The sequence below is a fragment of the Marvinbryantia sp. genome, from assembly GCF_047017445.1.
GTDB lineage: Bacteria > Bacillota > Clostridia > Lachnospirales > Lachnospiraceae > Marvinbryantia.
Window position 1 is genome coordinate 236,410 of the sequence record NZ_JBKXTT010000003.1, and the last position, 21,387, is coordinate 257,796.

20 protein-coding genes are annotated in these 21,387 nt (G+C 49.7%); 19 read left to right on the forward strand and 1 reads right to left on the reverse strand.

All coding sequences use genetic code 11. The features are described 5' to 3' along the window. The first annotated feature begins 90 nt into the window (after positions 1–90). Positions 91–1,818 carry an ABC transporter ATP-binding protein gene (locus ACLU9Q_RS04785; protein WP_296831033.1) on the forward strand — a complete coding sequence of 576 codons (1,728 nt, stop codon included), beginning with the start codon at positions 91–93 and terminating at the stop codon, positions 1,816–1,818. A 3-nt stretch (positions 1,819–1,821) separates the two neighbouring features. Beyond that, positions 1,822–3,705, forward strand: a complete 1,884-nt coding sequence (locus tag ACLU9Q_RS04790; RefSeq protein ID WP_412624689.1) for an ABC transporter ATP-binding protein — start codon at positions 1,822–1,824, stop codon at positions 3,703–3,705. On the opposite strand, the gene ACLU9Q_RS04795 is transcribed toward ACLU9Q_RS04790, so the two are convergent. Continuing rightward, positions 3,702–4,598 carry a LysR family transcriptional regulator gene (locus ACLU9Q_RS04795; RefSeq protein ID WP_296831037.1) on the reverse strand — a complete coding sequence of 299 codons (897 nt, stop codon included), beginning with the start codon at positions 4,596–4,598 and terminating at the stop codon, positions 3,702–3,704. The two genes, ACLU9Q_RS04790 and ACLU9Q_RS04795, sit on opposite strands and share 4 nt — an antisense overlap. A 248-nt stretch (positions 4,599–4,846) precedes the next feature. On the opposite strand from ACLU9Q_RS04795, the gene ACLU9Q_RS04800 reads away from it, so the two are divergent. From ACLU9Q_RS04800 to ACLU9Q_RS04880, 17 genes are all read left to right on the forward strand, one after another. Next, positions 4,847–5,887 carry a LacI family DNA-binding transcriptional regulator gene (locus tag ACLU9Q_RS04800; RefSeq protein ID WP_296831039.1) on the forward strand — a complete coding sequence of 347 codons (1,041 nt, stop codon included), beginning with the start codon at positions 4,847–4,849 and terminating at the stop codon, positions 5,885–5,887. Between the two features lie 3 nt (positions 5,888–5,890). Further along, positions 5,891–6,676 carry an SDR family NAD(P)-dependent oxidoreductase gene (locus ACLU9Q_RS04805; RefSeq protein ID WP_302225668.1) on the forward strand — a complete coding sequence of 262 codons (786 nt, stop codon included), beginning with the start codon at positions 5,891–5,893 and terminating at the stop codon, positions 6,674–6,676. A 15-nt stretch (positions 6,677–6,691) separates the two neighbouring features. Continuing rightward, positions 6,692–7,798, forward strand: coding sequence for an aminotransferase class V-fold PLP-dependent enzyme (locus ACLU9Q_RS04810; protein ID WP_302225670.1), 1,107 nt, complete (start codon positions 6,692–6,694; stop codon positions 7,796–7,798). Positions 7,799–7,896: 98 nt separating this feature from the next. After that, a complete protein-coding gene (locus ACLU9Q_RS04815) occupies positions 7,897–9,141 on the forward strand; it encodes an AGE family epimerase/isomerase (protein ID WP_296831045.1) in 1,245 nt (414 codons plus the stop codon). A gap of 46 nt (positions 9,142–9,187) precedes the next feature. Continuing rightward, entirely contained in the window at positions 9,188–10,429 is a 1,242-nt protein-coding gene (locus ACLU9Q_RS04820) for an ABC transporter substrate-binding protein (protein WP_302225672.1), read from the forward strand. Between the two features lie 75 nt (positions 10,430–10,504). Beyond that, complete coding sequence (locus ACLU9Q_RS04825) at positions 10,505–11,374, forward strand: carbohydrate ABC transporter permease (protein ID WP_412624690.1); 870 nt, start codon at positions 10,505–10,507, stop codon at positions 11,372–11,374. 2 nt (positions 11,375–11,376) lie between these two features. Then, positions 11,377–12,219 carry a carbohydrate ABC transporter permease gene (locus tag ACLU9Q_RS04830; RefSeq protein ID WP_302225676.1) on the forward strand — a complete coding sequence of 281 codons (843 nt, stop codon included), beginning with the start codon at positions 11,377–11,379 and terminating at the stop codon, positions 12,217–12,219. Positions 12,220–12,266: 47 nt separating this feature from the next. Beyond that, positions 12,267–12,734: a RidA family protein gene (locus tag ACLU9Q_RS04835; protein WP_302225678.1), complete on the forward strand. Its 468-nt coding sequence runs from the start codon at positions 12,267–12,269 to the stop codon at positions 12,732–12,734. 39 nt (positions 12,735–12,773) lie between these two features. Beyond that, a complete protein-coding gene (locus ACLU9Q_RS04840) occupies positions 12,774–13,238 on the forward strand; it encodes a RidA family protein (protein WP_296831053.1) in 465 nt (154 codons plus the stop codon). 42 nt (positions 13,239–13,280) lie between these two features. Further along, a complete protein-coding gene (locus ACLU9Q_RS04845) occupies positions 13,281–14,309 on the forward strand; it encodes a lactonase family protein (RefSeq protein WP_302225680.1) in 1,029 nt (342 codons plus the stop codon). Positions 14,310–14,329: 20 nt separating this feature from the next. Beyond that, positions 14,330–15,583, forward strand: coding sequence for an amidohydrolase/deacetylase family metallohydrolase (locus ACLU9Q_RS04850; RefSeq protein ID WP_302225711.1), 1,254 nt, complete (start codon positions 14,330–14,332; stop codon positions 15,581–15,583). A gap of 198 nt (positions 15,584–15,781) precedes the next feature. Further along, a complete protein-coding gene (locus tag ACLU9Q_RS04855; RefSeq protein WP_296831059.1) occupies positions 15,782–16,690 on the forward strand; it encodes an RraA family protein in 909 nt (302 codons plus the stop codon). 153 nt (positions 16,691–16,843) lie between these two features. After that, on the forward strand, positions 16,844–17,356 hold the full coding sequence (locus ACLU9Q_RS04860) for a MarR family winged helix-turn-helix transcriptional regulator (RefSeq protein WP_298512245.1): 513 nt from the start codon (positions 16,844–16,846) through the stop codon (positions 17,354–17,356). Further along, positions 17,353–17,832: a hypothetical protein gene (locus ACLU9Q_RS04865; RefSeq protein ID WP_296831063.1), complete on the forward strand. Its 480-nt coding sequence runs from the start codon at positions 17,353–17,355 to the stop codon at positions 17,830–17,832. Before ACLU9Q_RS04860 ends, ACLU9Q_RS04865 begins: the two co-directional genes overlap by 4 nt. Positions 17,833–18,031: 199 nt before the next feature. Beyond that, positions 18,032–18,580: an FUSC family protein gene (locus ACLU9Q_RS04870; protein WP_296831065.1), complete on the forward strand. Its 549-nt coding sequence runs from the start codon at positions 18,032–18,034 to the stop codon at positions 18,578–18,580. Between the two features lie 180 nt (positions 18,581–18,760). Continuing rightward, a complete protein-coding gene (locus ACLU9Q_RS04875) occupies positions 18,761–19,669 on the forward strand; it encodes an alpha/beta hydrolase (RefSeq protein ID WP_296831067.1) in 909 nt (302 codons plus the stop codon). A gap of 81 nt (positions 19,670–19,750) precedes the next feature. Then, positions 19,751–21,322 carry an ABC transporter substrate-binding protein gene (locus ACLU9Q_RS04880; RefSeq protein WP_296831069.1) on the forward strand — a complete coding sequence of 524 codons (1,572 nt, stop codon included), beginning with the start codon at positions 19,751–19,753 and terminating at the stop codon, positions 21,320–21,322. Positions 21,323–21,387 lie beyond the last annotated feature (65 nt).

Below are 21,387 nucleotides of genomic sequence, written 5' to 3' on the forward strand. Positions count from 1 at the left end.
AATGCAAAACATTAGGTACCTTGACAAATAAAAAACAAAATGGTATGATAAGGAAAAACAGACGGAGATTTTAAGTGGCAGAGGTAGTACATGAAGAAGTATGGAAATGCAATCCGAAAGAATTTATATTGTTTTATTTTAGGTCCTTTTTTTATGATTATCGAGGCGTGCGGCGAGTTTATTCTGCCGTATCTGAATGCAAATATCATTGATAAGGGAGCGGCGAACGGAGACATTCCGTATATTTTGCGCAATGGCGGCTATATGATCCTGCTGGCGCTTGTGATGCTGGCGGCTGGCGTGCTGGGCGCTCATTTTGCGATCAAGGGGGCGGCGCGCGTCGCCGCGGATGTGCGGATGCAGACGTTTGTGCGCATCCAGAAATTTTCGTTTGCCAACATTGACGATTTTTCCACCGGTTCGCTGATCACGCGCATCACCAACGATATTACGCAGATCCAGAATTTCATTCAGACGCTGATGCGCGGCTGTTTCCGCAGTCCGGTCATGCTGATCGGCGGCGTCTGCATGTCCTTTGCCTTAAATCCGCTTCTGGCAGCCGTGATCTGCGTCGTAATTCCGCTTCTGGCGATCGCTATTTTTGCAATCATCAAAACGGCGTCCCCGCGCTACACGGTCATGCAGAACCGGCTGGACGCTATGAACAACCGGATCAACGAGACGATCACAAACGAGCGGGTAATCAAATCGTTTGTCCGCGAGGAATATGAAAAAGAAAAATTCTCCGGCGTGAACGAAGAGCTGATGGAAAAGAGCATCCGCGCGCTGAAGATGATGATCCTGATGCAGCCGGTTTCCGCACTGGCGGTTAATGTGACGACGCTTGCTGTGGTATGGATCGCGGGCAGGCAGATTATGATCGGGAATATGCAGGTCGGCACGCTGACGGCATTTATCACCTATCTGTCGCAGATTCTGACGGCGCTGAATTTCCTGGCAAATATCATTCTGCAGGGAACGCGTGCGGCGGCGTCTGACCGGCGTATCACGGAGGTGCTGGAGGCGGAAATCACGTTGAATGATGCTCAGGCTTCTCAGAAGGAGAAGACGCTTCAGCGCGGAGACATTGAGTTTCGCGATGTATCGTTCCGCTATTTTAAACAGAACCGTGAGAATGTGCTGAAAAATATAAATCTGAAGATCCGTCATGGGGAACTGGTCGGCATCATCGGTTCCACAGGCAGCGGAAAGACTACATTGATCTCGTTAATTCCGCGTCTATACGATGCGGACAGGGGAAGCGTGCTGGTGGACGGCACGGACGTGCGCGAATGGTCGATGGAAAAGCTGCGCGCGGGCGTAGCGGTGGTGCTGCAGAAAAACACGCTGTTTTCCGGCAGCATTGCGGAAAACCTGCGCTGGGGAAACGAGGACGCCAGCCAGGAGGAGCTTGTGTGGGCGTGCAGAACCGCTCATGCGGAGGAATTTATTAAAATCTTCCCGGAACAATATGAGACGATGCTGGAGCAGGGCGGCAGCAATCTTTCGGGCGGACAGCGGCAGCGCCTCTGCATTGCACGTGCGCTCTTAAAGCATCCGAAAATACTGATACTGGACGATTCCACCAGCGCGGTGGATACGGCGACGGACGCCTGCATCCGCAGATCCTTCCGGGAAGAACTGAGGGATACGACAAAGATCATCATTGCGCAGCGCATCCAATCTGTGATGGACGCAGATAAATTAATTGTCATGGACGACGGAAAAATCGTGGACGCCGGCACGCACAAAGAACTGCTTGCGCGCTGTCGGGAGTATCAGGAAATCTATTATTCACAGGTAAGTAAGGAGGAGTGACGGATGGATGCAGAAAAAGCCGCGCGCTTACAGAAGAAATATGGTCATTCCCAGGCGGAGGGCAATAAAAAAGAACTGAACGTAGGACCGCATGCCGCCCGCGGGCAGGCGCTTGGAGCGGTCGGCAAACCGAAAAATCTGAAAAGCACCGTTGTGCGTCTGTTCCGCTATCTCGGAAAGGAGCGCAGGCAGCTTATACTCGCGATGGTCACGGCGGTTGTTTTCTCTGTCTCGTCGCTGGCGGCGTCGTATCTGCTGCGCCCGGCGATCAATCAGTTCATTTATTACGATCCGGCGGACGCGGACATTTCCATGCGGCTTTCCGGGCTTTTTGGCGCGCTTGCCGTGCTGGGACTGGTCTATGCGATCAATGTTTTCTCACAGTGGGCGCAGCAGCGGCTGATGCTCAATGTTTCGCAGCGCTCGCTCCGCCGTATGCGAGGAGAATTGTACGCAAAGCTGCAGACGCTGCCGATTTCTTATTTTGACAATCATGCGGCGGGAGATGTGATGAGCCGCTTTACAAATGACGTGGATGCGGTCGGGGAAATGCTGAACACGACGCTGATCCAGATCGTTTCCGGGATCATTACGATCATCGGAACGGTTGCGCTGATGCTGTACACCAATGTGCTCCTTGGGATGCTGACGATTATTCTGACGCCGCTTTTGGTATTCGCAAGCAAGTGGATCGTCAAAAGAGGAAGAAAATCTTATGTTGCACAGCAGCAGAATCTCGGCGTTCTGAACGGCTATGCGCAGGAAATGATAACCGGGCAGAAGATCATTAAGGTGTTTAATCACGAGCAGACAGCAGTTGAGGAATTCGGATATCTGAATGAGCAGCTGATGAAGACGCAGATAAGGGCACAGTTCCAGGCGGGCATCATGGGGCCGGTGACGCATCAGCTCTGTAACGTCATCTATGCTGTGACGGCGTGCGTGGGCGCCGTGCTGGTGGTAAAGCGGGGCTTCGACCTTGGCGGACTGACGGTTTCGGTTAATTACACCCGTCATTTTAACCGCCCGATCAATGAGATTTCCATGCAGATGAATAACGTATTTTCTGCGCTTGCAGGCGCAGAGCGCGTGTTCCAGGTGCTTGATGAGGAGCCGGAAAAAGAGGAAACAGAGACGGTGCAGCCTGCATCCATCCGGGGCGATGTGGTGCTTTCGCACGTGAATTTCGGCTATCGTCCGGGAGAGCCGATCCTGCACGATATCTCGCTGTACGCAAAGCCGGGACAGAAGATTGCGTTTGTCGGTTCTACCGGAGCAGGAAAGACGACCGTCACCAATCTGCTTTCGCGATTTTACGATATTGAGGATGGAAGCATTACGATCGATGGGATTCCGATCGAGAAAATCGAGCGCTCCTTTTTGCGGCAAAATATCGCAATGGTGCTGCAGGACACGCATCTTTTTACGGGGACGGTACGGGAAAATATTCGTTATGGACGTCTGGATGCGACGGATGAAGAGGTGGAACAGGCGGCGAAGGTTGCCTCCGCGCATTCTTTTATTATGCATCTGGAAAACGGATATGATACGCTGCTGGAGCATGACGGCGCCAACCTCTCGCAGGGGCAGCGCCAGCTTCTGAACATTGCCAGAGCTGCGATTTCAAAAGCGCCGATCCTGATTCTTGACGAGGCGACCAGCTCTGTCGATACCAGAACGGAGCGCCACATTGAGGAGGGCATGGATGCGATCATGAAAGACCGCACTACCTTTGTGATCGCACATCGGCTTTCCACGGTCCGCAAATCCAACGCAATCATGGTGCTGGAGAAGGGACGGATCCTGGAGCGGGGAACTCACGAAGAACTGCTTGCCCAAAGCGGAAGATACGCCGACCTGTATCATGAAATTGCGCAGCTTGACTAGGCTTCGTCTGTGGACTGCGGGAAAGCAGAGATCATTTCGATAAACTGCTGTGCCGCTTTGTTCAGCCGTTTTTCTTTTAAGTAGGCGAGCATGATGGTGGAGGTGATCGGCGGTTCGATGTCCACGATCCTTACATCGGAGTTTACCAGACGCTGCGCCGGATTTTTCATCAGCATGGCAACGCCGAGGTCGCGCCCGGCGTGATAGACGATATTGTCACCATTGCGGCTGGTGAAAACGACATTTGGCTCCAGACCGGCTTTTTCGAATGCTTTCCGGCAGAGACTGTGCAGATAGGTGTTTTTGGAAAGCCAGAGCAGAGGTTCCTCGGCAAGCTCCTCGATGGTCACGGAGGACTTCTCTGCAGAGGGATGATCCGCACAGAAAATAGCTGCAAGCCGGTCGGTCAGCACCGGAATTTTGCAGAATTCTCCCTTTTCATCCTCAATATTTCGCAGAAATGCGAGGTCACATTCTTTTTTTCGCAGCATTTCATCAAGCTGCAGGGAATCCGCTTCGATCACGTTGATATGATAGGCAGGATGCTTGCGGCGGAAAAGCTCCAGAGCCTCGGCGACCGCTCCCTGCGTCATGCTCGGAATGGTGCCAATGATGAGATTTCTCTGCGAATTGTGCGTCTCCTCGTAGAGAAAATGCTGATATTCGTCCTGCATTGCGGCGATCCTGCGGGCATATGGAAGAAACCCCTCTCCGATCTGCGTGAGCCGGATCTTTCGCGTGGTCCGGTCGAACAGCAGGACGCCCAGCTCCTCCTCCATGGATTTGATGTGGCGGGAGAGCGCGGACTGCGAGATGAAAAGCTTGTCTGCCGCTTCCATGTAATTTCCGTTTTCGCTCAATACGATAAATTCTCTGAAGTAGTTAATATCCATGTATATTCCTCTGCATTATCATGAATGAAAGCTGGTTAGTATCTTTCATAGTATTATAGATAGTTTTGGTAAAAAAGTCAAATTATTCGTCGAAAGGGGGTCAAAAAAAGTCAAAATGTTCACCAAAAGGGTTGACAGACCTTGCAGATATGTGTTATAAGTATAGTGTAAACGTTTGCAGAGATTACGAACGCTTTCTTTTTTCGAAGAAAATGAAAACGTTTACATTTTGGAGAGGAATGAGGAAAGTGAAGAACCGAAAGGGAGTAAGTATTGTGGATGTGGCGCGGGAGGCAAATGTTTCTGCTGCCACTGTATCAAGAGTAGTAAATAACATTGACAAAGTAAAACCAGAGGTACGGCAGAAGGTACTGGATACGATCCGCGACATGGGATACAGTCCGAATCATGCAGCAAGGGCGCTTGTGAAAAAGAAATCAAACTGCATAGGCATTATTGTAAATAATCTGCATGACCCGTTCTTCCATGATCTGATCAAGGGCTTCGAGATGTCTGCACAGCAGACAAGCTATGCGGTGATGTTCTGCAGTGTTCTCGGCGGGGATGTTGCGAGCAAGGAACAGTATGTGCGCTATCTGACAAACGGCGTGGTGGACGCGGTGATCCTTTATGGCTCCTATCTCAGCGACCAGAGTGTGATTCGTTATCTGAAGGATATCCGGGATGTTGATTATGTGATGATAGAGGATGATGTGCCGGAGCTGGAATGCAACAAACTCCTGATAGATAACTTTGGCGGGGCAAAGAAAGCGGTCGAGTATCTTGTGAAGAAGGGACATCGGAGGATCGCTCATATTTGCGGAAGTCCGAATAAAAAAGTTACCAAGGAACGTATGGACGGTTATCAGGAAGCAATGAGAAATGCCGGATTGGAAATAAGCGAGGGTTATGTCCAATATACGTCCACGGATTACCGGAGCGGGTATGCCTGTGCAAATGCGCTTTTGGATCTTCAGCAGCCTCCGACTGCCGTATTCTGTTCGGACGATGCGATTGCCAGCTTTGCCGTCCGCGCAGCGCTGGACAGAGGCCTGCGTGTTCCGGAAGATATTTCTGTGATGGGATTTGATAATCAGACGATTTTACCGGATCATTATCGTGGCCCGGATATTACTTCGGTGAATCAGCCGCTGTATAAAATCGGTATGGATAGTGTGAAGCTTTTAAGTGAGCGCTTGAACAGTGAGGAGCCGATGAAGCCGGTGAGAAAAGTTTACCAGACGGAAATTGTAGAAAAGGAAACGGTCAGTGAATGTAAGGTGGGGTAGCACATGGATTACAACAATATGCTGAAACAAAAGCGGGCGTTTATTACTACCGGGGCACGGGGAATCGGGCGGGAGATCGCGCTGCTGTTTGCAAGACAGGGGGCTGCGGTGGCCGTCGGCGGAAAAAATCTGCCGAAGCTTGCAGAGACAATGGAAGAAATCCGCAGTGTTTCCCCGCAGTCGAAGGGATACGCATGCAATCTGTCGGACGAAAAGGAAATTACCGCTGTCTGCGATCAGATTCTGGAGGATTTTGCCGGCATTGATATTCTGGTAAATACGGTGGGGATAAACCGTCATGGCGAGATTACGGAATACAGTATGGAAATGATCGATACGATGTTCAACACCAATTATAAAAGCGGATTGATCTGTGCGCAGAAATTTTTACCGGGGATGGTTGAACGCGGATATGGAAATATTATCAATATTTCTTCGATCCATGGAAGTATGACAATGCCAGGGTTTGGCATTTATGCAGGAACGAAGGGCGCGGTCAATGCGACGGCACGGGCAATGGCGCTGGATTATGCGAAAAAAGGCATTCGGGTAAATAATATTTCGCCGGGATTGATCCTGAGCGACAATATGCAGGATGAGATTTTAGATTATCCGGAGGGAGAACAGCGCGAGCGTTTTATGGAAATGCTGCGGAACATGCAGCCGCTGCCGCCCGGAAAGATGGAGGATATTGCAAATGCCGCCCTTTTTCTGGCAAGCGATATGTCTGCTTATATTACCGGACAAACAATATTTGCAGACGGCGGAGCAAGCATTAAGGCACACTGAAGGGAGGCAAAAGGGATGGATTTTTTCGAAGAACACGGACTTACCCCGTACATCAATGCTCACGATACATATACGGTATACGGCGGAAGCCGGATGGCAGAAAACACGCTGGAGGCAATGCGGCAGGTTTCGCGTCATTTTGTAGATATGGAGCAGCTGCAAAAAAGGCTTGGGGAAGAGCTGGCGCAGCTGACGAAAAATGAAGGGGCCTATATTACGAACGGTGCGGCGGGAGCATTGCAGCTTGCGGCAAGCGTCTGCATGGTGCGCGGAAGCATGTATCATTACCGAAAGCTTCCGGATACGAAGGGAATAAAGTCGGAGATTATCGTGCTGCGGGCGCAGAGAAATGCATATGACGAAGCAATCTGGGGGACGGGCGCAGAGATGGTGGAAATCGGCGATGCGGATGAGACTCTGGAGTTTGAACTGGAGGGAAGCATCAGCGAAAATACGGCAGCCGTTTTCTATTTCCTGTCGTCGCTGTATGAGAGAGGTTCCATGGAGCTTTCAAAAGTGATCGCGATCGCGCACAGGCATCAGATCCCTGTGGTGGTGGATGCAGCAGCGCAGCTTCCACCGGTGGAGAATTTATGGACGATTACGGGAGCAGGCGCAGATCTTGTGATTTTCAGCGGCGGCAAAACACTTTGCGGACCGGCGGACAGCGGGTTGATCGTCGGGAAGAAAGAATGGATAGAGGATTGCAGACGCTTTGGGGCGCCGGTTCATGGCATCTGCCGCTCCAGTAAAACATCGCGGGAGAGTATGGCGGGATTGTATGTGGCAGTAAAAAATTATCTGGAATTGGATCCGCAAAAAAATGCGGCTGCACTCCGGCACAGAAATGAAATTGTTGCGGGGTATGTAAAGGACGTTCCTGGAATTGCAAAAATAGAGACAGTAGAAAAAGGACCGGTAGGACAGACGTATCCGCGCTTGTTTATCTATCCGGAGAAAAAGGAAAGAGGCGAACATATTGTGCAGAAAATGTATGAGCAGGGAATTTATATCGGCTATGAAAAGAACTGCGGTGCGGTTTATATCAGTCCACTGAATTTGACGGATGAGGAAGCGGATATTGTGGGAAACATGCTCAGAGTCATTCTATTGGCAGAATAAAAATTTTTACCAGAAAATGTAAACGTTTGCACGGGAAAATATGCCGGAAGAAAGTGTTTTGAAATAAATTTGTTATTATAGGCAGAATGGAGAGATACATGGAGAAAAAGTCAGAGTTTTACAGAAGGCATGAAAAACAATTGCGGCAGCTTCTGAAGCAGATCCAGGAGGAGCTTCTGCAGGAAAATATCCCGTTTTGGCAGGAGCGGATATTGGATGAAACGTATCCGGGATATCTGAATTGCTTCGATCGTCGGGGAAGGCTGGAGGATGACAGAAAGCCGGGATGGTTTGTCGGGAGGACGATGTATTTGTTTGCGGCATTGTACAACCATATTGAACCAAAAGAGGAGTGGCGGGAGATTGCAAAGGCCGGACGGGACTTTATGAAAGGCAGTTTTTATCTCGGAGACGGGCGTTTTGCGCATATGATGTCGCGCAGCGGCAAAGTCCTGGAGGGAGCAACGTCCATTTTCACTGATCATTTTGCAGTAAAGGGTTTGTATGAGTACATAGCCTCCTGCAAAGAACAGGCGGCGGAGCAGGACATAGCGTTTGCTCGTTTGCTGAGTGAAACATTATTTGGAAATGTGCGCAGGCCGGACGTATTGCAGGCGGAAGGAATTGAGCCTGGATGGCAGAAGCATGCAATAAATTTTATGACGCTTTTAGCAGCGCTTGAGAGTCGGGCTGTTTTTGGGAATCTGTACGATGATATCCTGCAGGATTGCGTAAAAAAATCATTGTATGAATTCGCGAGCGATGAATATAAAGCACCATTTGAATATATAGGAGCGGATGGAAAACCAAAACCGGAGGGAGAAGGGAGGTTGATTGATGCCGGTCATACGATGGAATCTCTGTGGTTTTCCATGAGAGCAGGCAGGGAGTGCGGACATATGACTTATATAAAACGCGCAGAAACCATACTGGACTGGGTAATTGCCCGCTGCTACGATGAAACGTATGGAGGATTTTATCAGCATGTGGATGTGGAAAAGACAATTCCGCAGCAGAGATTTCTGGTAAATGATTACGCAGGAATTCCGGCGGCATGGGACGATAAGATCTGGTGGGTGCAGGCAGAGGGGCTGAATGCGCTTGCAATGAGTGCTTTATATAATGAAAACGAGAGACACTATACATATTTCCTGAAGCTGTATGATTATGTGCAGAATTATTTCAGGGATCGGGAATTTGGGGAATGGTACAGTATTTTGAAGAGAGATGGAGCAGTACGGTCTGACAAAAAGGGATTTGAATTAAAGGGACCATATCATGTACCGAGGTGTCTGATGCAATTGACGGTAGTGCTAAAGGACTATCTTTCCCAGGCACAGTAAGAGATTTCCGGAAGAAAAGAAGCGGAGTAAAAAGGAGGAAAAACAGATGAAAAACTGGAAATGGACGGCAAAAAAAGCAGCGGCAGGCGTGTTTACGGCGGCAATGCTGACAGGACTTATCGGGATCGGAGCAGCTGCAGAGCAGACAACGATTGAATGGTGGACGCCAAACTGGGATGAGACAGAGAGCCGGGAGATGGCAGCGGAGTTTGAGGCCGAAAATCCGGACATTAAAGTGGAAATCGTTGTGACAGATTGGGATACCTATAAAAGCAAGATCACAACAGCGATCAGTGCGAAGAATGCACCGGAGTTGTTTACGATCCTGCTGACGGATGTGGCGCCGTTCGCAAAAAAGGATCTGCTGGAGACGCTGAAAGAGTCTGGCAGCGCGGCGGGGATTAACTTTGATGATATTCTGGAGCCTGCGCTGGAGATTACGTCGGTGGAGGATGAGATATACGGGGTTCCGTTCCGCTATGATGGATCCGGTATCTATTACAATGTTGATCTGCTGAGTGCAGCAGGGTATGAGGAGTTCCCGACCGACTGGGAGGAAATGGTGGAGATGAGCAAAGCGCTTGCGCAGGATGGTGTGTATGCGTTTGCATGGCCGCTTGGCAATCAGGCAAATGCGGCAACCAGACTGGTGCAGCAGCTTTACACTTATGGCGGCGATATTTTAAATGAAGATGAGACAAAGTGTCTGTTAGACAGCGATGCAGCCAAAAAGGCGCTGAATAATATTGTCAGCTCCATCCAGGAGGGATACGCTTCGCCGAGCAGCGCAGAGATCGACAACACAAAAATGAGAGACATGTTTGGCTCAGGTCAGCTTGCGTTTAACTTTACCGGACCATTTGATGTGGATACCTTAAAGACGGATTATCCGGATCTTAACTTTAAAACGGCAGTTATTCCGGGCGACGGCGGCATGGGCTGTACGACCGCAAACGGATGGTGCGTATCCATGGCAAAGAACAGCGAAAATAAAGAGGCGGCGGCAAAATTCCTTGCCTATATCACAACGCCGGAAAACCAGGCGCGGCTGACAGATTCTTTCCCGGCAAGCAAGACAGCAATGGAATATGAGCAGTTTGCAAGCGAGGAATTAAAACCGTTTACCGAGCAGTTGAATAATTCCAAGGCGGAACCGACTTACGAGAACTGGGCGGAAATGGAACCGATCATTTACGGCTATATTCAGAGCGCTGTTTCAGGAAGTATGACAGTGGATGAGGCATGCGAGGCTATGACAGCGGATATCGACGCGCTGCTTGCATGGTAAAAAGTGCTGCACGGCATTTGCCCTGACGGTAAAGTGTACGAAGCACGGAACTACTCTCGGAAGAGAAAGGAGCATATGATGAAAAGACAGATATTAACCAGAGATGAGAAAAAAGCACTTCCTTTTATTCTTCCGGGAGTAATTGTGACAATGCTGCTGATCGCTTATCCATTGTTTTATATTTTTCGGATGAGCTTTACAGATCAATCCGCGGGAGGGGCATTTGCCGGTTTCTATAATTATCAACGGCTATTCCATAATCCACAGTTTATAAAAGCGGTTTTGAATACTGTAAAGTGGACGCTGAGCACCGTGATCTTTTCATTTGGACTTGGCACATTGTACGCAATGCTGATTCACAGAAAGGGGATCCGTTTTAAAGGCTTCTGGAGAAGCGGGATCTTTATCGCCTGGATCATTCCGGGGGTAGTGAAGGCAACGGCGTGGAAATGGCTGCTGACAACAGACGGCGGAATGGCAAATCATATTCTGCAGAGTCTGGGTTTGATCAAAGAACCGATTCCATGGCTGACGACGCCGCAGTTTGCGCTGCTTTCCCTGATCATCGTTCAGATATGGGCGTGTTCGCCCTATGTAATGCTGATGATGACGGCTGGCCTGCAGCAGCTTCCGGCGGATCTGTATGAGAGCGCCGACCTGGATGGGGCAAGCTGGTGGCAGAAAATGCGGTATATCACGATGCCTCTTTTGAAGGATATCAGTTTTATCTGTATACTGATGCTGCTGGTGTGGGCGATCAATGAATTTTCGCTGATCTGGATCATGACGTCGGGCGGTCAGAATACAACGACATTATCGCTGCTGGTCTATAACCAGTTTAAGATACTGAACCTTAACGGCGCTTCTGCCAGCGCGGTGATGCAGCTGCTTACCACCATGATATTTGCCGTATTATATGTGAAGTTTGTGATAAAGGAGGAGTGAGGATGAGCCGGAAAAGATTCTATGAAAAAGTACTGAATATTTTGGCATATCTTGTATTGATCCTGGCGCTGCTGCTTACGATCCTCCCGATCGGATGGGTGTTGTCCACATCTATAAAGCCGACGACGGAGATTTTTGCAAATCCGCCGCGCTGGATACCGCTGGATCCAACCCTGTCAAATTATCATAATGTACTGTTTGACAGCTCTATTCCAAATGCGTTTAAAAACAGCGTTCTGGTGGGCGTAATGACAACCTTTATCGCTTTGCTTCTGGGCGGCAGTGCGGGTTATGCATTTGCGAGGTTTTCTTTTCGGGGAAACAGAGTGCTTTCCCTGTTTATGCTGATCAGTCAGATGCTGCCGCTGACGGTACTGATGATACCGCTTTACTACATGGAAAATGAAGTGGGATTGGTAGATACAAAGCTGGGGCTGGCGATCGCGCATCTGGTGATCAGCCTTCCGCTGGTCACATGGATGGCGAAGGGATATTTTAAAGGCATCCCAAAAGAAATAGAGGAAGCAGCGATCATGGATGGCTGTTCTACAATGCAGACAATTATCAGGGTCGTGCTTCCGCTTTTGAAACCGGCATTGGCGGCAACCGGGATTTATGCTTTTATCTCTTCCTGGAATGAATTTGCACTTGCAAATGTTCTGACGCGAAGCACGGCAAGCATTACGGTTCCGATAGCCTTAAATGAGTTTTCATCTTTTTTTAAAGTGGACTGGGGCAGCACAATGGCAGCGGCTATGGTGATCACCGTTCCGATCATAGCGATATTTATGATGGTACAAAAGCAATTTGTGGAGGGGTTAGCGGCAGGGGCCGTAAAGGGGTAGGTTACATTTATCAGAAAGCTATTAAATTGACTAGGAGGAAGAAAAACATGGGTGAAACAGGAAAAAGAATAGAACAGCTTGGAATCTCGCTGCCGGTACGCGACCGAAAGGGAAAGGGAGCTGTTGATGCGGTACTCAAGGACGATATGCTGTATTTGTCGGCACATCTGCCGGTGGATGCAGAGGGAAAGCCGGTTTATACGGGAAAGGTTGGAGCAGATGTCGATGTGGATACGGCATATCAGGCGGCGCGTCTCTGCGGGCTGAACATGCTTGCCACTATTAAGGATTACATTGGAGAACTGGATCGGGTGGACTATTTTGTGAAAGCGCTTGGGCTCGTAAACAGCGCCGGAGATTTTTCCAGTCAGCCTGCAGTTATGAACGGATTTTCTGATCTGATGGTAGAGGTTTTTGGAAGACGCGGGCAGCATGCACGCTCGGCTATGGGAGCTTTCGCATTGCCTCAGAATGTTCCGGTCGTGGTGGAAGCGATTGTGCGCATCCGTAAATAGAATTTGTCGATAGAGCGTGAAATATAGGAGGTGCGTAAAGTGGACAGCATTAATAAAATTATCATAGATGGCGCAGAGACAGAGCCGCAGTATCAAAAGAAGCGGGGAATTGTTCTGCTGAGACGGGTGGATGATATGATCTATGTTTCCGGGCACGGGCCGGAAGATCAGATCACCGGAGTGCCGCTGTATCAGGGAAGGATCGGAAAAGATCTGACGCCGGAGGAAGGCTATGCGGCAGCGCGCGAGTGCGCGATCATTATTCTTGGTGCGTTAAAGGATACGCTTGGCTCACTGGATCATGTGAGGATCATCAAGGCCTTTGGACTTGTAAACTGCGCAGAGGGTTTTTGCGATGTGGACGGGGTGTTTGATGGATTTTCGGATACGATCGCAGACGTCCTGGAGGAAAGGGGATATCACGCAAGGACCGTTATGGGAACACATAATTTGCCGAACGGGAATATTCCTGTGGAAATAGAAGTGATCGCGCAGGTGCTTTAGGGTGCCAGGAAGCGCCGGATAATACGTAAAGGGTTATGTGGTATGCAGCAAAAATGGTATGCGGCATCCGGATACGGAGATGGCAGAGCGGCGGATATTTTGCTTTTTACCGCGGATGCGGACGGAAAAATGGAAATACGGGATGCTGCCTCACAGGGGGATTGTCCGTCGTTTTTATGTGCAGCAGATGGAAAACTTTTTGTGGCAAGCGAGCTGAGTGATAAGGCGGCTATCACATCTTTTTGCGTGGAAAACGGAAGGCTGATCCCGGAGAAAAGGATAGAGTTTTCCGGCAGGGGGCTTTGTCATCTGACGGCGGGACGGCAGGTATTGTATGCGGGATGCTATCAGAGCGGAGAGCTGTACGTGACCGATCACGAATTGGAACGGATATCCTGCTGTTATCATGACGGTATCCACATTCATGGAAGTATCTGTATGGGCGGGCATGAGCTGCTTGCAGTGGATCTTGGCGGGGACGCTCTTTTGAAATTTCGTTTGCAGGGGGAAAAACCTGTGGGACAGCCGGAGCAGATCGCATTAAGAGAGGGCAGCGGTCCGCGTCAGGTACTTTATGATGAAAGCTCACGAAAGATGATTGTGATTAACGAGAGGGGAAACAGTGTCGCTTTTGGAAGCGGACCAAACTGGTACCGGAATCTTGTCTGCCGACCGGCAACACAGGCCTGCGGAGCGGGGAACTATCCGGGAGGAGCCTGCATTGACAGAACGGGAAAACTCTTTGTGGCAAACCGCGGAGCAGATACGATAGCGGTATTCGACGTCTCAAAAGAAATGAAATTTCTTGGCGAATGGGACTGTCAGGGACACTGGCCGAGGCACCTGCACTGTGCAGATGGGGGACTTGTATTTGTCGCCTGCGAGAGAAGCAATGAACTTTGCAGCTTTTTGTGGACAGAAGAGCATTTGCCGGATAATAGGGAAAGCCGGTTAAGAGATGTGCAGTCCGCGAAAGAAGAAGCGTATGTGTCAGGAAGATTATGCCCGGCGGATTCTTTGCCGCTTGTGCGGGCGGCATGTGTCACAGAGATAAAAAAACGGCCGGCCTGAAGGAGAATGGAGAGAGACAGATGAGTAAGCAGACAAAAGATATTATTCTGCGGGGCGGGATCGTGCTTGATCCATCGCAGAGCATGAAGAAAAAAGCGGATATTCGTATTTCAAACGGGAAAATTGCGGAAATTTCAGAGCATATGCAGGAGAATCCTGCGGCACGTGCATCAGAAGCCGGAAGCGCCACTGTTGTAAATGTGGAAGGATGCTACGTGACGCCGGGACTGATCGATATGCATTGTCATATCTATCCTGTATTTCCGGTTGCGCGGGATGGTTTGCCGACGATCCAGCCGGAGGCGCATATGTTTCAAAGCGGCGTGACAACGGCTGTGGATGCGGGAACCTGCGGAAGCCGGGATTTTATCCGGTTTAAGGAAGAGGTGATCGATAAGAGCCGCTTAAGAATTCTGGCATTTATCAACATTGCTTCCGGCGGGATGGTGAATCTGGATTCCGAACAGGATATCAGAGAATTTCATCCGGAAATTGCAGCCGCAATGGCGAAAACGTTTGATGAAACGGTTGTCGGGATTAAAACAGCGCATTACTGGGTAGGAAAACCGTTTGATGAAGCGCATCCTGCGTGGGAATCTGTTGATCGCTGCGTACAGGCAGGCGAGCTCTGCCACAAGCCGGTAATGGCGGATTTTCAGCCGACGCTTCCGGGACGGCCATATGAGGAGCTGATTTTAAGTAAGCTCCGTCCGGGCGACATTCACACGCATGTATATGCTCAGCAGTTTCCTGTTCTGGATGAGAGCGGATGTGTGCGCAGGGAGATGTTTGCGGCGCGCGAAAGAGGCGTGATTTTTGATCTGGGGCACGGAGCAGGCAGCTTCTGGTTCCGGAATGCTGTTCCGGCATGGCAGCAGGGATTTGCGCCGGATGTGATTTCAACAGACCTGTATCTTGATAATGTTGCAGGGCCGGTCATTAATCTGACGCATGTAATGTCAAAATATCTGAGCATGGGCATGACGATGGAGGAAGTTATTTTTCGCACGACAAAGCGTCCGGCGGAGGTTATCGGACACACGGAGCTTGGGGATCTGCGTATCAATGGCTGTGCAGATATTGCAGTGCTTAAAGTACAGGAAGGGCAGTTTGGCTATGCGGACAGCGGGCATGCGAGAATGAATGGGAGCAGGCGGCTGGAGTGCGTTATGACGATCCGTGAGGGAACGATCGTGTTTGATCCGATGGCGTTAGCGATGCCGCTCTGGGAGACTGCACCGGAGGCCTACTGGAGGGCGCCGGGGGTTCTGTAGAAGAAAATAACGTTACTGTTCACGTCGTTCACAGTAACATTCGCAAATCCATTTAAAATTCGCTCCGCGAATGGGATTTGCTCACACCTGTGTCACTTTCTTACGGACTTTGCCCACAGGACTAGCTGCGCGTCGCAGTGAATGCAAAGTCCTGACCTGAACAGTAACAAAACAACAAAAACAGTAGGAGAAGAAGACGTGATATTAAATGACAGGAATGAAATAATTGCTTTGACGCAGGAGTGGCACGGAGAGCGCTTTGCAGACGGCAGACCGAAGGTGGAGGAGAAATACCTGGAAAAGCTAAGGACAATGACACTTGAGGAAATCTGGCTTCCACTTTATATCAAGGGTTATCATTTCCAGTTTGAAGGCGGGATGAAGATGCTTCACGGCGGACAGAAGCTGGTAGGACGTGCAGTGACATGCACCTTTATGCCGACAAGACCGGATTTATTTTCTGTTGTAAAATCAACGGGCGAACAGAAAAACTGGAAGGGTATGTGCAATCAGTGGGTAGTAGACGGCCTGGTGGAAGGGGATGTGCTGGTTGCAGACATGTATGATAAGATTTTCAACGGAACCTTTATCGGCGGGAATCTGACTACTGCGATCGCGGCACAGACAAAACGCGGCGGAGCGGTGATCTGGGGCGGCATCCGGGACATTGAACAGATGAAAAAAATAGGAACACAGGTATTTTACCGCGGCGTTGATCCGACACCGATCCGGGAGTGTGTGATCACCGGCTATAATAGCGCCTGCAGAATCGGGCAGGGGGTATGTCTTCCGGGCGATGTGGTTATGGGAACAGACAGCGGAGTTTTGTTTATCCCATGCCATCTGGTGGCAGAAGTGATCAACAGCGCAGAAAAAACGCATGCTAAGGATATTTTTGGCTTTGAAATGATAGAGAGGGGCGTTTATACGACGGCGCAGATAGACAGCAGTGTCTGGAGCATGGACATGCTGGAAAATATGCAAAGATTTTTAAAGGAGGATGCGCGCTGCGAAAAATACCGCGATCTTGACTGGAGTCTGGAAATGCGTGCGTCGCAGGGAGAGCAGGACGCGCTGAAAGAGGTATTGAAAACATGCCTCACATAAAAAGGATGCGTATTATTGCAAAGGGCAGAAACGGGGAATTGGATGATTCTCCGTTTTTTTTTTTGAAAAATGATTAGGCACCTTGACAAATTACGGAGGAAATGATAAGATGATTTCAAGGTACCGAAATAATAAGGAAAAGAGGAATTCCGAATGAGAAAATGTGAGATAAACGATGATTGTGTGCGGGGGGAGCATCACGGCAGACACGGCTATCACGGACGTATGGAAGGATTTCAGATAGAGGAGGCTTCCCTGCAGGAGCTTCTTATCCGCTGCGGATATATTGCGGAGCGCAAAAGCGGGCGACAGAGAGGACAGAACCGGATACTGGGCATTCTGCTGGAAAATCCAGAGATGAGCCAGAGGGCGCTGCAGGAGCGGCTTGGAATCGAACCGGGGTCCTTAAGCGAAATTCTTGCAAAGCTGGAGGAAAAGGGCTTTCTTGTAAAAGAAAAGGACGAGAGTGACCGCCGCAAAATGATTCTTCGTCTCACGGACGCGGGGAAAGCGGCCGCTGAGGCGGAAAAAACAGAAGGATCAAAGCCGCATGCGGAGGAAATTTTCCAGGCTTTATCTCCCGAAGAACAGGGACAGTTAAAAGAAATGCTGCGAAAGCTTCTGACGCAATGGCATATGGAAAGAAAACGGAGGAATGAACGATGAATACAGAAAATAATACAATGACAAAAGATGGAAAAGAAGTCTGCCCGTGCTGCGACCGCCACTGTCCGGTCGACAATCTGCATTGCCCGAAGGGAAAAGAACACTTTGGGCTTCCGGTAGAAGAAGGCGAAAGAGAAGGCCGCGGCGAACATGGTGAGCACAGACACGGCGGCGAGAGAGGATGCGGCCGCGGCGGGCATGGCCACGGCAGAGAAGGAAAACATGGCCGCGGGGAACATGGATACAGCGAACATGGACACAGCGAAGGCAAACCACAGATGCGCCCGATTGACGAGGAAAATATGACGTTATCGGAAGTCACTATGACGCTTCTGCGCCAATGCGGTCATTTCCTGCATCATAACGTGGAGAGCGGCGCAGACTGCAGCGAGATGTTTGCGATGCTTAAGGAGGAAGAACAGATGCAGCTTAACGCGGCGCTGAAAAAATGCCTCGCGGGATGGCAGCAGAGATAGGCGCTGCTTTCAGAATCATTATATAAAGAGAGAAAAAGCTCCGGCACAGTCTGATGTGCCGGAGCTTTTTGTCACTGCTCACTTTGTTCACAGTAACTTTTGTGTCGCTTTCTGCATAAATGCAGACGGAAATCGAATTGCTTTTCATGGTGCGAAAAATCTACAATGATAAAAAATCTTACTTGGGAGGAAGAAGAAAATGAAACCAGAAATAAAAACGGAGAAAGCGGCGATTACCTGTCTGGATATGCGAATCGCGGTGTCGGTGCTGATCTGCTGTCTGACGGCAACGCTGCTGAATCATTTTGGCGTGAAGTTTCCGCTTGGGGAAATGCGCCTGGAGATTATTCAGAAGATGACGGCGTGCATTTCCTGCCTGCTTTGCTGCCAGGATACAACGACGGTCAGCAAAAAAGCGGGCATCAACCGTCTGATCATCACAGCGGTCGGCGGCATTGTGGCAATTTGCGTTGTTGCGCTGGACAATGTGTTTGCGAATGAGTGGCTGATGGTACTGATGGTGACGGCTGGAGTACTGCTCACACTGTACTTCTGCAAGCTGGCGAAGGTGCCGTACATAAACGCGCGGATCGGCGGCGTTACCTTTATCCTGGTGGCATGCACATTTGCAGGAAATGCAAGGATTTACTACGCGGTGTTCCGCTTTATCTCCACATTCTATGCGGTGTTGGTGGTGCTGCTTGTAACATGGGTATTTGAAAAGTTTGCAGGGAAGAAAAGCGCGTGATAATTCCACACAGATTCCGGGGAGGGCAAAGGTGAACAATAACCTTGCTCTCCCTGGTTTTTATATTTATGCACTTTGCGCAATAATTACATCGGAAAGCGGTTTGCTTATAAAGAATAACGGAAGTATAATGTAATCACAAAGCAGATAATTGTAAAAATAACTACAGGAGAGAAGAAAATGAAGCCAGCCTTACCATTTAAGATACCGGAGACGGCGGAGTTTTCGCCGGAACAGATTTTGCAGGCCGGGAAGTGCTATCTTGACATTCCCTATGCCGGGCAGTCTGAGGATCAGGTGTTTGATTTGTATCTACCGAAGAAGGGAGGAGAGCTTTTTCCGCTGATTTTATACATCCACGAGGGGGCGTTTGCATTTGGGAGCAAGCGCGATAAGCGGGCGGAGACATTATTTGCGGCGTTGGAACGCGGATTTGCGATAGCGAGCATGGACTACCGCAAGAGCGATAAAGTCACCTGGCCGGCGCAGATCTATGATGTAAAGGCGGCAATCCGATATTTGCGTGCGAATGCCGGAAAATATCATCTGGACGCTGATAAATTTATCCTATGGGGCATGTCGGCAGGAGGATATCTCGCCTCGATCGTCGGAGTGACGGAAGGAAATCCCGGATTTGAGGATCCGGGTATGGGAAACGCCGGATGCAGCAGCGCGGTGCAGGCAGTGATCGACCTTTGCGGAGCCTGCAGCGGATTTGACGCGATGGATGAGCAGATTTTCCGCAATGGAGTCGGAAGAAGCAACCATAACAACGAAAATTCCCCGGAATCCATTATGATGGGGAATCCGCTCCCCGATATCACGGAGCTGAACCGTATGGCGGCGCCGGTGACCTACGTACATAAAGATATTCCGCCGTTTTTCATTCAGCACTGCGTGACCGATCCGACGGTGCCGGTGCAGCAGTCGGAGGAATTTGCAAAAGTGATCGAGAAAATTGCTGGAGCCGCGAAGGTGCGGACGGTCTTTCTGGAAAAAGAAGCGGACCACGAGAAGCCGGACTACAATACAGAGGAAATTGTAGACACGGCATTGGACTTCCTGGAGGAGGTTTTTGAAATACGATAGTGAATGCGGGAGGCATCGTACGGGCAGATGCCCTGTCCCGGCATCATTATATAAAAAATTATGCAAAGGAGAAGAAAGAACATGAAAAAGAGATTTGTGGCACTTTTATTAACCGGAGCACTGACGATCAGTTCTCTTGGAACCGGTACTGCAGTTTTTGCGGCGGAGGATGGAAGAACGGCTTCTGTAACCGTTGGCGTTACGGCAGATCCGGAAAATATGGGACCGTGGTCTGGAATGTCGGCAGGACGTATTGCAATGCTGTTTACGGTGTATGAGTACATGATCACCAGAGAAGACGGACAGGTGTACGGCGTGCTCGCAAAGAACTGGGAGCAGGTAGATCCGAAGACCTACACGATGGAGATCTATGATTACATTCATGACGCGGCAGGCAACCCGCTGACCGCTTCCGATATCGTATTCAGTTTTGAATCCGCGATCGCGACAAAGAACTACGGCAAGCTTTCTGTTGTAGAGAGCGTGACGGCGGTGGATGATTACAATCTGGAATTCAAGTTTAACAAGGACCTTGAGATTGGTGAATTTGAGAACGTGCTTCTGGAGGTAGCGATCGTTACGCAGGCAGCTTACGAGGCATCCGAAGATCAGATGGCGACGACGCCGGTCGGCACCTCCGCTTATCTGGTAGAAAGCTACGTTCCAGGGTCTGAGCTTGTTTTAAAGGACACCGGAAATTACTGGCAGACGGATGAATCTCTGGTGCACGGAACAAGTATCCACAACGCGGATGAAATCAGATTTTCCGTAATTACAGAGGCTTCCCAGCACACCGTTGCAATGCAGACAGGCGCAGTGGACATTTCAAACGGTATTCCGGATACGGATATTGCGAAGTTTTCAGAGGGCGGAGAGTATGCAGAGGGAAACCAGGTATCGGTTGTTCTGGATAATCTTACCTATGACATAGAGTACAACATGTCCGACAGCTCTGTATTTAAGGATGACGAGAATCTGAGACTTGCGCTTGCCTGTGCGATTGACAAGGAAGGATTGAATCAAGGTGCGTTCAACGGCAATGGTATGGCGGTGAAGGATTTTGCAAACGCGACCTATCCGGACTATAATCCGGAATGGGATAACGAGGATTATTATGATTATGATGTAGAAAAAGCAAAGGAATATCTTGCACAGTCCAATTATGATGGAAGCCCGTTGACTCTGGAATATACCAACAGCGGCATGCAGGAAATGCTGGCGCAGATGCTGCAGGCTTACTGGGGACAGATCGGCGTGACGGTAGAGCTGGTTGGTTACGACCAGATGATGGCACAGCAGGAACAGTATAATGCGGAGGGCTTTGATATTCTTCTGAAGACGGCCGGTTCCACAGACTATATTGTGAACCAGTGGAAGCTCTGCTGGGATGCAAGAGACTACCGTGACATCACCGGCGGAACTGCAAACTTTGTAGTGGACGAAGAGCTGGATAATCTGATGCAGGCATGCCTGAGTGTAGATACCTACGGTCCGGAGAGCATTGAAGCAATGCATGACTACCTTGTAGAGAAATGCTACGGCTACGGAATTGTACAGGGTCCGATCAATATCGTACATTCTGATAAGATCGCAACTGTTGCTCTGGATGCAAGAAACCAGATCCTTCCGGGAGCATGCGTATACGCAGAATAAAGGAAGAACCGGTATAAGCCAAGTTACAATATGCGGCGCTGCACACTCCGTAAAATGCGGCGCCG